General features: G+C 66.2%; 15 protein-coding genes. 9 read left to right on the forward strand and 6 right to left on the reverse strand.

Annotated features, from left to right (window positions below):
- Window positions 1–5: 5 nt before the first annotated feature.
- Together BLT73_RS09950 and glyA are read right to left on the reverse strand one after the other, a co-directional pair.
- A complete protein-coding gene (locus BLT73_RS09950; RefSeq protein WP_245727228.1) occupies window positions 6–899 on the reverse strand; it encodes a DUF817 domain-containing protein in 894 nt (297 codons plus the stop codon).
- A complete protein-coding gene (glyA, locus tag BLT73_RS09955; RefSeq protein WP_176805030.1) occupies window positions 896–2,179 on the reverse strand; it encodes a serine hydroxymethyltransferase in 1,284 nt (427 codons plus the stop codon). Before glyA ends, BLT73_RS09950 begins: the two co-directional genes overlap by 4 nt.
- 114 nt (window positions 2,180–2,293) lie before the next feature.
- On the opposite strand from glyA, the gene BLT73_RS09960 reads away from it, so the two are divergent.
- Complete coding sequence (locus BLT73_RS09960; RefSeq protein WP_090523458.1) at window positions 2,294–3,043, forward strand: NAD kinase; 750 nt, start codon at window positions 2,294–2,296, stop codon at window positions 3,041–3,043.
- Between the two features lie 88 nt (window positions 3,044–3,131).
- On the opposite strand, the gene BLT73_RS09965 is transcribed toward BLT73_RS09960, so the two are convergent.
- Window positions 3,132–3,968, reverse strand: coding sequence for a universal stress protein (locus BLT73_RS09965; RefSeq protein ID WP_090523631.1), 837 nt, complete (start codon window positions 3,966–3,968; stop codon window positions 3,132–3,134).
- A 241-nt stretch (window positions 3,969–4,209) separates the two neighbouring features.
- On the opposite strand from BLT73_RS09965, the gene ccoN reads away from it, so the two are divergent.
- The 8 genes from ccoN to ccoS all read left to right on the forward strand — a co-directional run bounded on the left by ccoN (window position 4,210) and on the right by ccoS (window position 12,497).
- Window positions 4,210–5,814 carry a cytochrome-c oxidase, cbb3-type subunit I gene (gene ccoN / locus BLT73_RS09970; protein ID WP_090523460.1) on the forward strand — a complete coding sequence of 535 codons (1,605 nt, stop codon included), beginning with the start codon at window positions 4,210–4,212 and terminating at the stop codon, window positions 5,812–5,814.
- A gap of 13 nt (window positions 5,815–5,827) precedes the next feature.
- Window positions 5,828–6,553 (forward strand): cytochrome-c oxidase, cbb3-type subunit II, encoded by a 726-nt coding sequence (gene ccoO / locus BLT73_RS09975; RefSeq protein WP_090523463.1) that lies wholly within the window; start codon window positions 5,828–5,830, stop codon window positions 6,551–6,553.
- Window positions 6,554–6,563: 10 nt separating this feature from the next.
- On the forward strand, window positions 6,564–6,758 hold the full coding sequence (locus tag BLT73_RS09980; RefSeq protein WP_090523466.1) for a cbb3-type cytochrome c oxidase subunit 3: 195 nt from the start codon (window positions 6,564–6,566) through the stop codon (window positions 6,756–6,758).
- A gap of 185 nt (window positions 6,759–6,943) precedes the next feature.
- Window positions 6,944–7,792, forward strand: a complete 849-nt coding sequence (gene ccoP, locus BLT73_RS09985; protein WP_245727238.1) for a cytochrome-c oxidase, cbb3-type subunit III — start codon at window positions 6,944–6,946, stop codon at window positions 7,790–7,792.
- Window positions 7,793–8,060: 268 nt separating this feature from the next.
- Window positions 8,061–9,518, forward strand: a complete 1,458-nt coding sequence (ccoG, locus tag BLT73_RS09990) for a cytochrome c oxidase accessory protein CcoG (protein ID WP_090523471.1) — start codon at window positions 8,061–8,063, stop codon at window positions 9,516–9,518.
- Window positions 9,519–9,521: 3 nt separating this feature from the next.
- On the forward strand, window positions 9,522–10,085 hold the full coding sequence (locus BLT73_RS09995) for a FixH family protein (RefSeq protein ID WP_342705164.1): 564 nt from the start codon (window positions 9,522–9,524) through the stop codon (window positions 10,083–10,085).
- A 1-nt stretch (window position 10,086) separates the two neighbouring features.
- On the forward strand, window positions 10,087–12,303 hold the full coding sequence (locus BLT73_RS10000) for a copper-translocating P-type ATPase (protein WP_090523475.1): 2,217 nt from the start codon (window positions 10,087–10,089) through the stop codon (window positions 12,301–12,303).
- Complete coding sequence (gene ccoS, locus BLT73_RS10005; protein ID WP_090523478.1) at window positions 12,303–12,497, forward strand: cbb3-type cytochrome oxidase assembly protein CcoS; 195 nt, start codon at window positions 12,303–12,305, stop codon at window positions 12,495–12,497. The genes BLT73_RS10000 and ccoS overlap by 1 nt, the downstream gene beginning before the upstream one ends.
- Here ccoS and xseA read toward each other — a convergent pair.
- The 3 genes from xseA to BLT73_RS10020 form a co-directional block, all read right to left on the reverse strand.
- Window positions 12,479–14,026: an exodeoxyribonuclease VII large subunit gene (gene xseA / locus BLT73_RS10010; protein ID WP_090523480.1), complete on the reverse strand. Its 1,548-nt coding sequence runs from the start codon at window positions 14,024–14,026 to the stop codon at window positions 12,479–12,481. The genes ccoS and xseA overlap by 19 nt on opposite strands.
- Before the next feature lie 84 nt (window positions 14,027–14,110).
- Window positions 14,111–14,860, reverse strand: a complete 750-nt coding sequence (locus BLT73_RS17015; protein WP_143025659.1) for a hypothetical protein — start codon at window positions 14,858–14,860, stop codon at window positions 14,111–14,113.
- A complete protein-coding gene (locus BLT73_RS10020) occupies window positions 14,857–15,555 on the reverse strand; it encodes a class I SAM-dependent methyltransferase (protein WP_090523486.1) in 699 nt (232 codons plus the stop codon). Before BLT73_RS10020 ends, BLT73_RS17015 begins: the two co-directional genes overlap by 4 nt.
- Window positions 15,556–15,710: the final 155 nt, after the last annotated feature.

Below are 15,710 nucleotides of genomic sequence, written 5' to 3' on the forward strand. Positions count from 1 at the left end.
GCAGGCTATCCCTGCGGCTCCGCCTCGGCAATGGTCCTCGCGACGGGATCGGGCCGGCGCGCGCCGATGATCGCGCCGGGCGCGGCGATTGTCACGGTGACGAAGCTGACATAGAGCAGCAGATACCACGATCCGATCTTGCCCAGGCTGACCATCTGCGCCTCGTTCTGCCCGGCATAGAGCCATGTGCCGCTGCGCGTGCCGATATTCTCCGCGATCCAGAGGAACAGGCTGGCCAGAAACGCCGACAGCACCATCGGCAGACGATACCAGCGGCCCGTGTCGAACCAGATCATCGTCCGCCCATAGACCAGCAAAGTCGCGGCAAAGAGCAGCCAGCGGAGATCGGACAGATAGTGATGGGCGAAGAAATTGACATAGATCGCCAACGCCAGCAGCACCGTGGCCCAGAAGGGCGGGTAGGGGACAAAGCGCATTTCGAAATTTCGGATGGCGCGGGCGATGAACGATCCGACAGCGGCATACATGAAGCCGGAAAACAGCGGCACCCCGGCGATGCGGAAGATCGCGGCCTCGGGATAGGACCACGACCCCGCCCAGGTCTTGAACAGCTCCATCGCCGTGCCGGTCAGGTGAAACAGCAGGATCACCCGCGCCTCGGCCCTGCTCTCCATGCGCAGGATCAGCAGCAGGGCCTGAACCGAGACCGCGAACAGGAACAGCGCGTCATAGCGATGGACGACCCAATCCGCCTGCCAGACGGCCTTGCTGAGCAGGATCGCGATCAGCAGCAGCCCACCGAACAGGGCGGACCAGCCCATTTTCAGCGTGAACATGACCAGATCGACGATCGGGCCGGGCAGGCGCGCGCGCGCCCAATCCCCTAATCGTCGTTCGAGCCGGCGGGTGGCGCCGGCCCGAGACTGGTCTGTCCTCACATCCCCTCGTAAAGCGGGAAGCGATCGCAGAGCGCCTGCACCTCCTGCGCCACGCGGGCCTCGGTCTCGGCATTGCCGTCCTCGCCATTGGCGGCGAGACCGTCCACCACATCGGTGATCCAGCGGGCGATCTGGCGGAACTCATCCTCCTTGAAACCGCGCGTCGTGCCGGCGGGCGCACCCAGACGGATGCCCGAGGTGACGAAGGGTTTTTCCGGATCGAACGGCACGCCGTTCTTGTTGCAGGTGATGTTGGCGCGGCCAAGTGCGGCCTCGGCGGCCTTGCCGGTGACGCCCTTTGGGCGCAGATCGGCCAGGCACAGATGGTTGTCGGTGCCGCCCGAGACGATGTCGATGCCGCCTTGCGTCAACTCGTCTGCCATGGCCTGCGCGTTGCGCACGACCTGGGCCGCGTAATCCTTGAAGGAGGGATCGAGCGCCTCGCGGAAGGCCACAGCCTTGGCGGCGATGACATGCATGAGCGGCCCGCCCTGCAGACCGGGGAAGACGGCGGAATTGATCTTCTTGGAAATATCCGCGTCATTGGTCAGGATGATGCCGCCGCGCGGGCCGCGCAGGGATTTATGGGTGGTGGTGGTCACCACATGGGCATGCGGCACCGGCGAGGGATGCGCGCCGCCCGCGACGAGCCCGGCGATATGGGCCATGTCCACCATCAGATAGGCGCCGACCTCATCCGCGATCTCGCGGAACGCCGCCCAGTCCCAGACCCGGCTATAGGCGGTGCCGCCGGCCAAGATCAGCTTCGGCTTATGCTCGCGCGCCTTGTCGCGGATCTCGCCCATATCCAGTTGGTGATCCTTCTCGCGCACGCCATAGCTGACGACGTTGAACCATTTCCCCGACATGTTCACGGGCGAGCCATGGGTCAGATGGCCGCCGGAATTCAGGTCCAGCCCCATGAAGGTGTCGCCCGGCTTCAGCAGGGCGAGAAACACCGCCTGGTTCATCTGGCTGCCGGAATTGGGCTGCACATTGACGAATTCGGCACCGAACAGCTCTTTCGCGCGGTCGATGGCCAGGTTCTCGACGATATCGACATATTGGCAGCCGCCGTAATAGCGCTTGCCCGGATAGCCTTCGGCATATTTGTTGGTCAGCACCGATCCCTGCGCCTCCAGCACGGCGCGGCTGACAATGTTTTCCGAGGCTATCAGCTCGATCTCGTCGCGCTGCCGGCCCAGCTCCTTGTCGATGGCGGCGGCGATGTCGGGATCGGCTGCGGAAAGCGTCTCGGTGAAGAACTGGTCGCGATTCATGGGCGGCTCCTTGGCTGGCATTGCCGTGGGGTGTAGCGGCTTTTTCCGGCCCGGCAAAGACCTTGCGCGAGATTGCCGCTGGACAAGCCCGGCAGGCGGGCCATGATACCCGGCATGAGGATCCATTTCATCGCCAGCGAGACCGACACCGCGCAATCCGCGCTTGCCCGGCTGATCGCCCGCCACAGCCAGACCCCCTGGCGCGAGGCCGAGGTGGTGGTCGCACTTGGCGGGGACGGGCTGATGCTGAACGTGATGCATCAGAATCGCGGCCTGCCGGTTTACGGGATGAATCGCGGCACGATCGGGTTCCTGATGAACGAGTTCTCGGAGGAGGATCTGCCGGCGCGGATCCGCCAAGCCGAGGCCGCGGTGACCAACCCGCTGTCGATGACCGCGCTCACCGCCGACGGGCGCGAATATACCGCATTGGCCATCAACGAGGTCAGCCTGCTGCGCGCGGGGCCGCAGGCGGCGAAGCTGCGCATTACCGTCGACGGCAAAGTGCGGATGGAGGAGTTGGTCTGCGATGGCGCGCTGCTCTGCACGCCCGCCGGGTCCACAGCCTATAATTACAGCGCCAACGGGCCGATCCTGCCGGTCGGGTCCGATGTGCTGGCGCTGACCGCGATCGCCGCCTTCCGGCCCCGCCGCTGGCGCGGGGCGATCCTGCGCCAGTCCTCGGTGGTGCGGTTCGATGTGCTGGAGCCGGAGAAACGCCCGGTCATGGCGGATGCCGATTCCCGCGGGGTGGATTCGGTTCATTCGGTCGAGATCCGGTCCGAGGCGTCGATCCGGCACCGGCTGCTCTTCGATCCCGGTCACGGTCTGGAGGAGCGGCTGACCCGCGAGCAATTCGTCTGAGGTCGGGAGAAGGGGGGGGGCGTTGCCCCCCGGCCTGCGGCCTCCCCCCAGGGTATTTCGGTGAAGAAGATGCCCGGACGGGCGCGGATCAGCGCGCCATCAGCACCGGCAATCCGGTCTTGCCCAGCATGTTGCGCGTGGTGCCGCCCAGGATCGCCTCGCGGAAGCGGGAATGGCTGTAGGCGCCAAGGACGATGAGGTTGGCGCCGATCTCCGTTGCGCGGTGATTAAGGATGTCGCTGGTCTGGGGCAGGGTCCGGGCCAGCACGGCGATGTCGCAGGTGACTCCGTGCCGGGTCAGCATCCGGCACAGCGCACCGCCCGGATCGGCGCGTTCCGGCCCGTGCGGCGAGGGGTCGATCACGGTGATCTCGACCTGTTCGGCAGCCTTGAGCAGCGGCAAGGCGCGGCGCACCGCGGTCAGCGCCTCCTCCGACTGGCTCCAGCCGATCATCACCTTGCGCCCGAAGCCTTCGGGCAGACCGGCATGGGGCACGATCAGCACCGGAGCCGCGCCCTCGAACAGCGCGGCCTCGGTCACCGCCTCGGCATCGGGTGCCGCGTTCTCGCCGTAAGGGCGGGTCAGCACCACCAGGTCGGAAAACCGCGCCCGCATGCCGATCAGCGTGGTCAGCCCGCCGACCTGCGCCACCGCGCTGTCCGCCGACCACCGCAGATCCTCACGCGCCAGCCGGTCGCGGACCTGGGCCTCCAGCTTCTCGGCGGCCGCCATCGAGGCGTCGATGCTTTCCTGGAACACATAGGCCGAGGCGCCGGCGTAGTAATACCCGGTCTGGGAATGGTCGATGCCGAGGCAGAACACGTCGAGATGGGCATCCTCGCGCCGCGCCAGGCCGATGGCGGCGTCAAGCTGGGCCGTCTGCCCCTCGGTGGACAGGACCGTCAGAATCGTCTTGTAGGCCATGGGCATATCCTTTCGTCCCCTGTGGTCCAGTCTGCGACCGATCCGGGGCGTCGCGCAAGCGGTCTCGGCCGCGGGTCGGTGCGTGGCGCAGCACAGCCGGAAACCTGTCGCTGCGATTTGACCCAGATCAAGGTGCGCGCCGCCGCCGGCCGGTAGCACTGGTTCCTGCGAACATGACCGGGGCGCGCGCAGGCCGGGCGCGCCGGTTGCCTTTCGTGAGCCGGAAAGGGGACAGGAACAGATGTCGGATTACGTCAAGCTCATCCTGCTGGGGCTGGTGACGCTTCTGGCCGCGATCGCGGCGAATTACGGGCGCGATGCGGCCTATACGGTGAACATGGCCATCGTGATGCTGTGCGGCGCCGGGCTGTTCATCTTCTATCTGCGCCGCACCGGCGAGCCGCGGCCCGCAATTGACGAAACCGCCTATCAGGACGGGGTGATTCGCGCCGGTGTGATCGCCACCGTGTTCTGGGGGATCGTGGGCTTCCTGGTCGGCGTCACCATCGCCGCGCAACTGGCCTGGCCCGCGCTGAATTTCTCGGATGCCGCGCAGGGCTATCTGAATTTCGGCAAGCTGCGGCCCTTGCACACCTCGGCCGTCATCTTCGCCTTCGGCGGCAACGCGCTGATCGCGACCTCGTTCTACGTGGTGCAGCGGACCTGCGCGGCGCGTCTCTGGGGCGGGAACGCGGCCTGGTTCGTGTTCTGGGGCTATCAGCTTTTCATCGTGCTGGCCGCGACGGGCTATATCCTCGGCGCCACCCAGTCCAAGGAATATGCAGAGCCGGAATGGTATGTGGACTGGTGGCTGACCCTGGTCTGGGTGGTCTATCTGGTCGTGTATCTGGGCACGATCCTGCGCCGCCGCGAGCCGCATATCTACGTCGCGAACTGGTTCTACCTGTCCTTCATCGTGACCATCGCGCTGCTGCATGTCATCAACAACCTGTCCGTCCCGGTCAGCCTGTTCGGGGCGAAATCGGTGCAGGTCTTCGCCGGGGTGCAGGATGCGATGACGCAGTGGTGGTATGGCCACAACGCCGTGGGCTTCTTCCTGACCGCCGGCTTCCTTGGGATGATGTATTACTTCATCCCGAAACAGGCCGAGCGCCCGGTCTATTCCTACAAGCTGTCGATCATCCATTTCTGGGCGCTGATCTTCCTCTATATCTGGGCCGGTCCGCATCACCTGCATTACACCGCGCTGCCCGACTGGGCCTCGACGCTCGGCATGGTGTTCTCGATCATGCTGTGGATGCCGAGCTGGGGCGGGATGATCAACGGGCTGATGACGCTGTCAGGGGCCTGGGACAAGCTGCGCACCGATCCGGTGCTGCGGATGATGGTGGTCGCCGTTGGCTTCTACGGCATGGCCACCTTCGAAGGGCCGATGATGTCGATCAAGGCGGTCAATTCGCTGAGCCATTACACCGACTGGACGATCGGCCATGTCCATTCCGGCGCGCTTGGCTGGAACGGGATGATCACCTTCGGCGCGCTGTATTACCTGGTGCCGCGGCTCTGGGGCCGGGCCGGGCTGTATTCCGCGCAGCTTGTGAGCTGGCATTTCTGGCTCGCGACGATCGGACTGGTTCTCTACGCCTCGTCGATGTGGGTCTCGGGGATCATGGAAGGGCTGATGTGGCGCGAGGTCGATGACCAGGGCTTCCTGGTGAACGCCTTCGCGGACACGGTGCAGGCCAAATACGCGATGAACGTGGTCCGCTTCCTGGGCGGGGCGGCCTATCTGGCCGGAGGGGTCATCATGGCCTGGAACCTCTGGGCCACGGTCACGCGGCAGGACCGCGCCCGGCCCGCCGCCGTCACCGTGCCGGCCGAGTGAGGGGGGACGCGCCATGAGAATTCTCGAACGACACAAGATCCTGGAGCGCAACGCGACGCTGCTGCTGGTGTTTTCCTTCCTGGTGGTCACGGTGGGCGGCATCGTGGAGATCGCGCCGCTCTTCTATATCGACAACACCATCGAGGAGGTGGACGGGATGCGGCCCTATTCGCCGCTGGAGCTGACCGGGCGCGACATCTATATCCGTGAGGGCTGCTATGTCTGCCACAGCCAGATGATCCGCCCGATGCGCGACGAGGTGGAGCGGTACGGCCATTACAGCCTGGCGGCGGAATCGATGTATGATCACCCGTTCCAGTGGGGCTCGAAACGCACCGGGCCGGATCTGGCACGGGTCGGCGGGCGCTATTCCGACGAATGGCATCTGGACCATCTGCGCGATCCGCGATCCGTGGTGCCGGAATCGATCATGCCGTCCTATGGCTTCCTCGAGGACCGGATGCTGACCGGCGAGGATATCGTGCAACGCATCCGCACCGAGTCGATGGTCGGCGTCCCCTATAGCGACGAGATGATCCAGCTCGCGCGGGCCGATTTCATGGCCCAGGCCGATCCCTATGGCGACCGCGAGGGGCTGGAGGCGCGCTATCCCAAGATGCAGCAGCGCAATTTCGACGGCAATCCCGGCATCTCCGAGATGGATGCGCTGATCGCCTATCTGCAGATGCTCGGCACGCTGGTCGATTTCTCGACCTTTGAACCCGATCCGACCCGTTAAGGAGCGCGCGATGGATACCTACGGTCTGATGCGCCAATTCGCCGATAGCTGGGCCCTGCTGGGGCTGTGCCTCATCTTCCTGGGGGTTCTGGTCTGGGTCTGGCGGCCCGGCGCGCGCAAGGCGCATGACGCCGCCGCCGCCAGCATCTTCCGCAACGAGACCCGCCCCGCCGGGGCAGGCCGCGACGTTCGGGAGCGCGGATGATGGCCGGAGACGACGAAACCGACAGCAAGCAGAACCCCGAGAACCGCATCGGGCTGGAGCGCAGCGCCGCCGACGCCGAGCACAAGGCCGAGATCCTGGCCCACCCGACCGGAGAGGCAGAGGGCAAGAACCTGCATAAGCCCCGCCGCGCCGGGCCGCGCACCGGCAAGCAGAAGGCCGGCGGGATGATCGCAGAGGTCTCCTCGACCGGGCACAGCTGGGACGGGATCGAGGAATACGACAACCCCTTGCCCCGCTGGTGGCTGTGGACCTTCTATGCCACCATCATCTGGTCGGTGCTCTACACGCTGTTCTACCCGGCCTGGCCGCTGATCAACGGGGCGACGCAGGGTCTGCTGGGCACGGATTACCGCAAGGAGGTCGCGGCCGAGATCCAGCGGTTCGATGCGGCGAATGGGGCGGTTCAGACCCGGCTTGCCGCGGTCGGGCTGGAGGAGATCGGCGCGGATGCGGAACTGTCCAGCTATGCGATGAATGCGGGCCGCGCGGTGTTCGCGACCTGGTGCGCGCAATGCCACGGATCGGGGGCGGCCGGCGCGCGGGGCTATCCGAACCTGCTGGACAATGACTGGCTCTGGGGCGGCTCGCTGGCGGAGATCCACACCACCGTCACCCACGGCATCCGCACCACCGACGATCCCGACGCGCGCTATTCGGAAATGCCGCGCTTCGGGGCGGACGGGTTGCTGGAGGCGGCGCAGATCGACGACGTGACCCAGCATGTGCTGGCGCTGTCGGGTCAGGACCATGATGCCGCCTCGGCTGAACGCGGCGCGGGGGTTTTCGCCGAGAACTGCACCGCCTGCCACGGCGCGGATGGCGGCGGCGACCGGATGCAGGGCGCGCCGGATCTGACCGATGCGATCTGGCTCTATGGCGGGTCAGAGGCAGCGATCCGGCAATCCGTCTCGCAGTCGCGCTTCGGGGTGATGCCCGGCTGGTCGCCGCGCCTGTCCGAGGACGAGATCCGCGCCGTGTCCTACTATGTCCACAGCCTCGGCGGCGGTGAATGAGCCATGTGAATTCCGGCGGCTGCGGTCGCCGGGATGGTGCCGGTCCCTCGTCCTGTTCGCGCGTTTCAAGAGGGGCCGGCATCCCGAAAAGGCAGTGATGCCCGCCACGCCAAGGGGTCAGCAACCGCGGCGAGGCGGGCATCCTCTGTGCGGCATGCGCCTGATCGGGACGCGGACGGGGCCGGGCGATTGCCGCCCGGTTTGATGCAGGTCAAGTCGCCCGCGCCGGATCGGCGCTATGCCAGAGACGCGCAACAGGAATCACGTCATGTCGAACCCGGAGTCCCATCCGCCGCAGCTCTATGCCGCCCGCGAGCCGATCTTTCCGCGCGCCGCCCATGGCCGGTTCCGCCGGCTGAAATGGATCATCATGGGGATCGCGCTTGCGGTCTATTACGTCACGCCCTGGATCCGCTGGGATCGCGGCGCGGCCATGCCAGACCAGGCGGTTCTGGTCGATCTGGCAAATCGGCGCTTCTTCTTCTTCTGGATCGAGATCTGGCCGCATGAATTCTATTTCGTGGCCGGGTTGCTGGTCATGGCCGGGCTGGGGCTGTTCCTGTTCACCTCGGCGCTCGGCCGGGTCTGGTGCGGCTATGCCTGCCCGCAAACCGTGTGGACCGACCTTTTCACCCATGTCGAACGCTGGATCGAGGGCGACCGGAACGCGCAGATCCGGCTTTACCGGTCGGCATGGGACGCGCGCAAGATCCGGCTCCGGCTCACGAAATGGGCGCTGTGGCTCGTGATCGGACTGGCGACGGGCGGAGCCTGGGTATTCTACTACACCGATGCGCCGACGCTGATGGGCAATCTCTTGCGCGGCGAGGCGCATCCGGTGGCCTATTCGACCATCATCATCATGACGCTGACCACCTTCGTCTTCGGCGGGTTCATGCGCGAACAGATCTGCATCTATGCCTGTCCCTGGCCGCGCATCCAGGGCGCGATGATGGATGAGGACACGCTGACCGTCGCTTACCGCGAATGGCGCGGCGAAGCGCGCGGCAAGATCCGCCGCGGCGAGCCGACCAAATCCGATCAGCCGCCCGGTGCGAAGGGTGACTGCATCGACTGTTTCGCCTGCGTGAATGTCTGCCCGATGGGCATCGATATCCGCGACGGCCAGCAACTCGAATGCATCACCTGCGCGCTGTGCATCGATGCCTGCGACGAGATCATGGACCGGATCGGCAAGCCGCGCGGGCTGATCGACTACATGGCGCTCAAGGACGAGACCGCCGAGCGCACCGGGCAGGAGGGCGATAGCCTGATCCGCCATGTGCTGCGCCCGCGCACGCTGCTTTACTTCACGCTGTGGTCAGGGATCGGCGTGGTTCTGCTGCTGGCGCTGCTGATGCGCGCGCCCTTCGATCTGAACGTCACGCCGGAGCGCAATCCGCTGTTCGTCACGCTGTCGGACGGTGCGATCCGCAACATCTACGCGCTGCGCCTGCGCAACAAGCAGGGTGAAGAGATGGCATACACCGTCGCCGTGACCGACGACCGGGGGGGCGCGATCCCCGGCCTGACGCTGGGCATCGAAGGCGCGGCAGGCGGGCGCATCGCCGTGCCGCCCGATGCCACGGCCAGCCTGCGCATCTATCTGACCGCCGGGCCGGGAACGCCGCTGAGCCGGGCGGACAGTTCGGATCTGCGGCTGGTGGTGCGCGATGCGGGTGGCGCGCAAGCCACGGTCGGCACGGTGTTTCACGGAAAGGACTGAGCGATGAAACTGGTCTCGCAGATCCCGCCGGGTGTCGCCAGCCTGATCCTCGTGGTGCTGGTGGCGCTGCTGTTTCTGGCGCCGTTCCTGCTGTTCCTGCGCCGCCGGGCGCTCGGTGCGACCGCCATGCTCGGCCTCGTTCTGTCGCTGTTCGGGGTGGTGATCGCGGCCAACCTGACCATGGCCGTCACCGCGCTGCGCAGCTTTCCGGGGCTGGAGGTGGCCAATTCCTATGTCGCCTCGCAGCAATTCGACCGCGCGCGTGCGGCGCAGCAGGCGCTCGGCTGGCAGGTCGCGCCGGTCTATGACGGCCAGGCCCTGACGCTGGCGATCCGCGATGCGCAGGGCCTGCCGGCCGCGCTCAGCGATCTCAGCGTGACCATCGGCCGCCCGACACAGAGCCGAGACGACAGATCGCTCGAGATGCGGGGCGCGGGCGGGGTCTGGCGCGCAGAGGTGGACCTGCCGCCGGGTGCCTGGGTGCTGCATGTCGCGGCGAGGGCCCCGGACGGCACGGACTTCCGGCAGCGCCTGTCGGGGTTTCCCGGCAGCATGGTGGCGCGCTGACATGGCTGAGATCAGCGCCCATCGCAGCGAGCGTGCCGCAATCAGCGCCTGTCCGGCCTGCACAGCCGCCCCGATGGCGGAGCGGGTGGCGGGGCGCGGGCTGCGGCAGGGGGATCTGCTGCTCTCCGTGCCAGGCGCGCATTGCGCCGCCTGCATCGCCGCGATCGAGCGCGCGCTGATGGCCGCGCCCGATGTGCGCGGCGCGCGGGTGAACCTGACCCTGCGCCGGGTGATGATCGACGCGCCGGGACGGCAGGCGGCCGAGTTCATTCCGGTGCTGCACGCCATCGGCTACGAGGCGTTCGAACTGGACGGCAGCGCCGTCACCAGCGGGGCCGCGGCGCGGCAGGGGCGTGACATATTGATGCGGATCGGCGTTGCGGGATTCGCGATGATGAACATCATGATCCTCTCGGTCGCCGTCTGGTCCGGGGCCGAGGGGCCGACGCGGGACATGTTCCACTGGATCTCGGCCGCGATCGCCGTGCCGACCGTGGCCTTCGCCGGACAGCCCTTCTTCGCCAGCGCATGGGCCGCGCTGCGGGCCGGGCGGCTGGGGATGGATGTGCCGATCTCGCTCGCGCTGATCCTTGCCACCGCGATCTCGCTGTTCGAGACCGCGCAGTCCGGCCGCCACGCCTATTTCGACGCGGCGGTGATGCTGTGCTTCTTTCTGCTGGTCGGGCGCTATCTGGATTTCCGCAGCCGCGCCATTGCGCGCTCCGCCGCCGAGGAGCTGACCGCGCTCGAAGTGCCGCGCGCCGTGCGGATCTGCGACGGGGGCGAGCGGGTTGTGAATGTCGCCGATCTGGTGCCGGGCGAGCTGATCCGGGTGCGCCCCGGTGCCCGGCTGCCCGCCGATGGCGAGGTGGTGGCCGGCATGTCCGAGATCGACCGCGCGCTGCTGACCGGGGAAAGCCTGCCGGTGCAGGCCGGGCCGGGCGCGATGCTGTCGGCGGGAGAGATCAACCTGACCGGGGTGCTGGATCTGCGTGTCGTCGCGGCAGGCCGGGACAGCGCCCTGTCACGTCTGGCCGATCTGGTGGCGATGGCCGAGACCGCGCGGGGGCGATATGCCTCGCTGGCCGAGCGCGCCGCGCGTCTCTACGCGCCACTGGTGCATCTGCTGGCGCTGCTCAGCTTCGGCGTCTGGCTGTGGCAGAGCGGTGATGCGCGGCTGGCGCTGAATGTCGCGGCGGCGGTGCTGATCATCACCTGCCCCTGCGCGCTCGGCCTGGCCGTGCCGGCGGTGGTGACGGCGGCCTCGGGGCGGCTGTTCCGGCGCGGCCTGCTCATCAAGGACGGCACCGCGCTCGAACGGCTGGCCGAGGTGGATACGGTGGTGTTCGACAAGACCGGCACGCTGACGCTCGGCCGGCCGGACTGGCTGAACCCCGACGATCTGCCCGACGCGCTGCGCCCGGTCGCACTGGCGATGGCGGCAGGCTCGGCCCATCCGCTCTCCGCCGCGATCTCTGCCGTGCTGGGTGAGCAGGGCGTGGTGGCGGCGCCGATGGACAGGCTGCGCGAACGGCCCGGCTATGGGGTGGAGGGGGTCTGGCAGGGCAGGCGGGTGCGGCTTGGCCGGGCAAGCTGGGCCGAGGGCGGTCGCGCACCGGCAGACAGCCCCGCCGCCGACGGCCCGCGCAGCTTGCTGGCGGTGGAAGGGGCGGCACCGGTGGTGCTGCGCTTTGCCGATGCGCCAAGACCCGGCGCCGCAGAATGCATCGCGGAGCTGCGCTTGCAGGGCATTCAGGTGATGATGCTCTCCGGCGACGCCGCCCCGGCGGTGCGCGGCACGGCGGAGCGGCTTGGCATTTCGGCGTATCGCGCGGAGATCTCTCCGCAGGGCAAGCAGGCCCGGATTGCCGATCTGGCGCGGCAGGGGGCGAAGGTGCTGATGGTGGGCGACGGGTTGAACGATACCGCCGCACTCGCCGGGGCGCATGTCTCGATCTCTCCCGCGACGGGTCTGGATGCGGCGCGGGTGGCCTCCGACATCGTGCTGACCGGGCAGGATCTGCGCCCGGTGGCCGCGGCACTCGGCCTGGCCCAGCAGGCACGGCGGCGGATGACGCAGAATTTCGCCATCTCGCTTGGCTACAACCTGCTGGCCGTGCCCGTCGCGATGGCCGGCCAGGCCACGCCGCTGATGGCGGCGCTGGCGATGTCGGCCAGCTCGGTCTCGGTCACGCTCAACGCGCTGAGGCTGCGCTGATGGAGATCCTGGCGGTGCTGATCCCGGTCTCGATCCTGCTCGGCGGGGCAGGTCTTGGGGCATTCCTGTGGTCGCTGCACGCCCGGCAATATGACGATCCCAAGGGCGACGCGGCGCGGATTCTCTCGGGCGCATGGGACGAACGGCCGAGACCGCCTCCCCCGACGCCCGCCGATCAGAACAGCGAGCCCTGAGGGTCGCGGTCGCTGCGCACCGGCAGCGTGCCATCGGCGAACTCGATCTCCAGCCGGGCGCGGTCCTGTGCGGCCTGCGCGGTGGTCAGCACCGCGCCCTCCGTGTCGCGGATCACGGCGAAGCCGCGCTCCAGCGTCTGCCGGTAGCCGAGCGAGACACGCATCCGGTCCAGCCTTTGCAAGACCTCATCGCGCTGCGCCATGCCGCGCGCGAAACCCGCCTGAAGCCGCGCCGACAGCGGCGCCAGCCGGTCGCGGCCTTTCGCCGTCTCGCGGCGCGCATCGGCCAGCACCCGGTTGCGGCCGTTTTCCAGCCGCGCCCCCAGCCCGTCCAGCCGGTCGCGCCGCCTTGTGTTGGCCCCCTGCGCGGCCACGCCCATATGCCGGGTCAGATTGCCAAGTGCAGTCCGCGCGCGTTCGGTCAGCCGCCCCAGCATCGCCGGGCCGAGCCGCAACCCGTCCAGCCGGTCGCGGCGGCGATTGACGAGGTTGCGAAGCGCCGGCTCCAGCGTGCCGCCGCGAAAATCCAGCCGTTGCCGCGCGCCCTCGGTCAGCGCCTGCGGCCGGCCGAGCGCGCGCGCCAGATCCACCAGCCGCTGCGCCATCCGCTCCTGCCGCTGGCCCATCGCCTGCCCCATCCGCAACCGCGCCTGCTGCAATTGCAGCCCCAGCTCGCGCCGCACCGGCACCGCCATTTCCGCCGCCGCCGTGGGCGTCGGCGCGCGGCGGTCGGCGGCGAAATCGATCAGCGTGGTGTCGGTCTCATGCCCGACCGCCGAGATCAGCGGGATGGCGCTCTCGGCGGCGGCGCGGACGACGATTTCCTCGTTGAAGCCCCACAGATCCTCGATCGAGCCGCCGCCGCGCGCCACGATCAGCAGATCGGGGCGCGGGATCGGCCCGTCCGGCGCAAGCGCGTTGAAGCCGCGAATGCCCGCCGCGACCTCACCGGCCGAAGCCGCGCCCTGCACGGCCACCGGCCAGATCAGAACATGGCTTGGAAAACGGTCGCGCAGCCGGTGCAAAATGTCGCGGATCACCGCGCCCGAGGGCGAGGTGACGACCCCGATCACGCGCGGCAGAAAGGGCAGGGGCTGCTTGCGCGCAGCATCGAACAGCCCTTCGGCGGCAAGCGCCTTGCGCCGCTTTTCCAGCATCGCCATCAGCGCGCCGGCCCCGGCCGGTTCCAGCTCGTCCACGATCAGCTGGTATTTCGACTGCCCGGCAAAGGTGGTCAGCTTGCCGGTGGCGATGACCTCCATCCCCTCCTCGGGTTTCTGGCTCAGCCGGGCGGCCTGTCCCTTCCAACTCACCGCCGCGATCACCGCGCGGTCGTCCTTCAGGTCGAAATAGACATGCCCCGAGCGCGGCATCGACACCCGCCCGATCTCGCCGCGCACCCGGACCCGGCCGAACTCGCCTTCGATCACGCGCTTCACCGCGCCCGAGATCTCGGAGACCGACAGCGGCGGAGCGTTGCCGCCGGGGCCGCCGGGATCGGGGGTGTCGTCTTCGAACATGTCCGACATGGGTCAGCTACTCTCTGCTAAAGCCGAAGGGTGCCGAAGCCAGGCGCAGGACGCAAGCTAACAATTGCGCGCGCCCGTCATCTGTCACGATGCTTTCTGACGGAGTGCTTTGCTCTGTTCCACTTCGCGGCGGTAGCGGCGCCGATCTTTGAATTTGAACACCGGCCAGTCGATGTAATCAGAGATATCTGCTGAGATAATTCTTTCGGGATAACCGGCCTTGAACATAACGTAAGGAAGGATCGGCTGATCGCGCGGGCATGTTGTGGAGAACAATTCGAGCCAAGTCTCATTAAGCCGATCAGTTCTGTCATCACCCATCTTCTGAACCATCATTGTGTTCACATAAAGATTTCCGCCCGTTGGCAAGCCCGACCTCTGAAAAAGCGCTCGGGTCTGATCGTACTGGCTCTGATCGATATAGCCCTTGTTCAAAATGGTCTTTAGCTCTCGATAGGCGTCGCGGCGGGAATGATGCCTAAAGAGATAGCGTCCCGAAGGGCAGTTACCGAATTGGAGTTCAAGGTCTTGAATGACAATTTCTGGCGAAACTTTCAGGATTGCGCGGTTATCGACATACAAAGCCCATCGCGCCGTCTCAGGAAGCACCAGATGCGGGCAGATCTTGGGCAGCCGCGATGCTGTCTTGGCGTCGTCGCCGGGCAAACGAAGACATTCCACATCATCCGGTAGACCGAGCTCGCGCAGATCCTCGCGATCCGTGAATAAAATCTTATGTGCAGCTGTTGAAACCCCGAGGCAGTCAATGTTCAGCGGCTCGTGGTGACCAAAATAACATGAATAGAGAACGACCCCGTTATCGCGAGATGTCATGAAAGCGCCTTGAAGAGTATCGTTCTGATTGGAAGTCGCTTGTGATGCCCGCCATCTATGACATCCTCCACCTGCCCGAATTCTGCGCATTCGCGGTTCAGTAAAGTGATCAGATTCGTCTCTGATATTCCAAACGCGTCGAGCAGATCGACCCGATCGGGATCGTAATTCCACCCATGATCGATCATCAGATAGCCGTTCTTGTTCAAGCAGGATGCCCAAGTCGTAAACAGGAGTTTTGGATCATACGTGTGGTCCCATGAATTTGAATAAATGAAATCGAAACGACCTTCCCACTCGGCCTTTCTCTCATGAAAATCCCATTGAATGGTTTTTGGAAAATCTGTCGCAGTATCCGAAATCTCGGTGCCAAAAACATCTGCGCCATCTGCGAGGTACTTCTCAAACCACTCTTGCTCCTTGCCGCGCCTTGTGCCGTGGCAGACCCCATATCTGACCGGTCCAGGATGCCTTTCACTTAGGATCCTGGCAAGGATGCAGATATGCTCCTCGGGAACCCACTGGTTTCCAATCTTCGCCTTGTTGCCGATTGTCTGGATTTCTCTATATTTTTCGTATGAGAACTCGCCATCCGAAACGTATTTGGCTAGCTTGTAAGCACCTTCATCGACAAAATCGTTCTCTTGCGCCGATGTTTTAATTGCTCTCAGCTTCTTGCGCCAACCAGTCGCCATTCTTCGCGGCCTTCCCCTTGAGAGATTTTCCAACGCGACGTATCAGACATGCGGATTTGTGTCTATGGTTCGGCGTTCGCGCATAGGCTTCAAGTGGGCGGCAGATCCACGGTCTTGCTCCTGCGGACGGAACTTTTTAAGAGGCCGTGTGATGT

Origin of the sequence: Paracoccus isoporae, assembly GCF_900101865.1 — a bacterium.
GTDB lineage: Bacteria > Pseudomonadota > Alphaproteobacteria > Rhodobacterales > Rhodobacteraceae > Paracoccus > Paracoccus isoporae.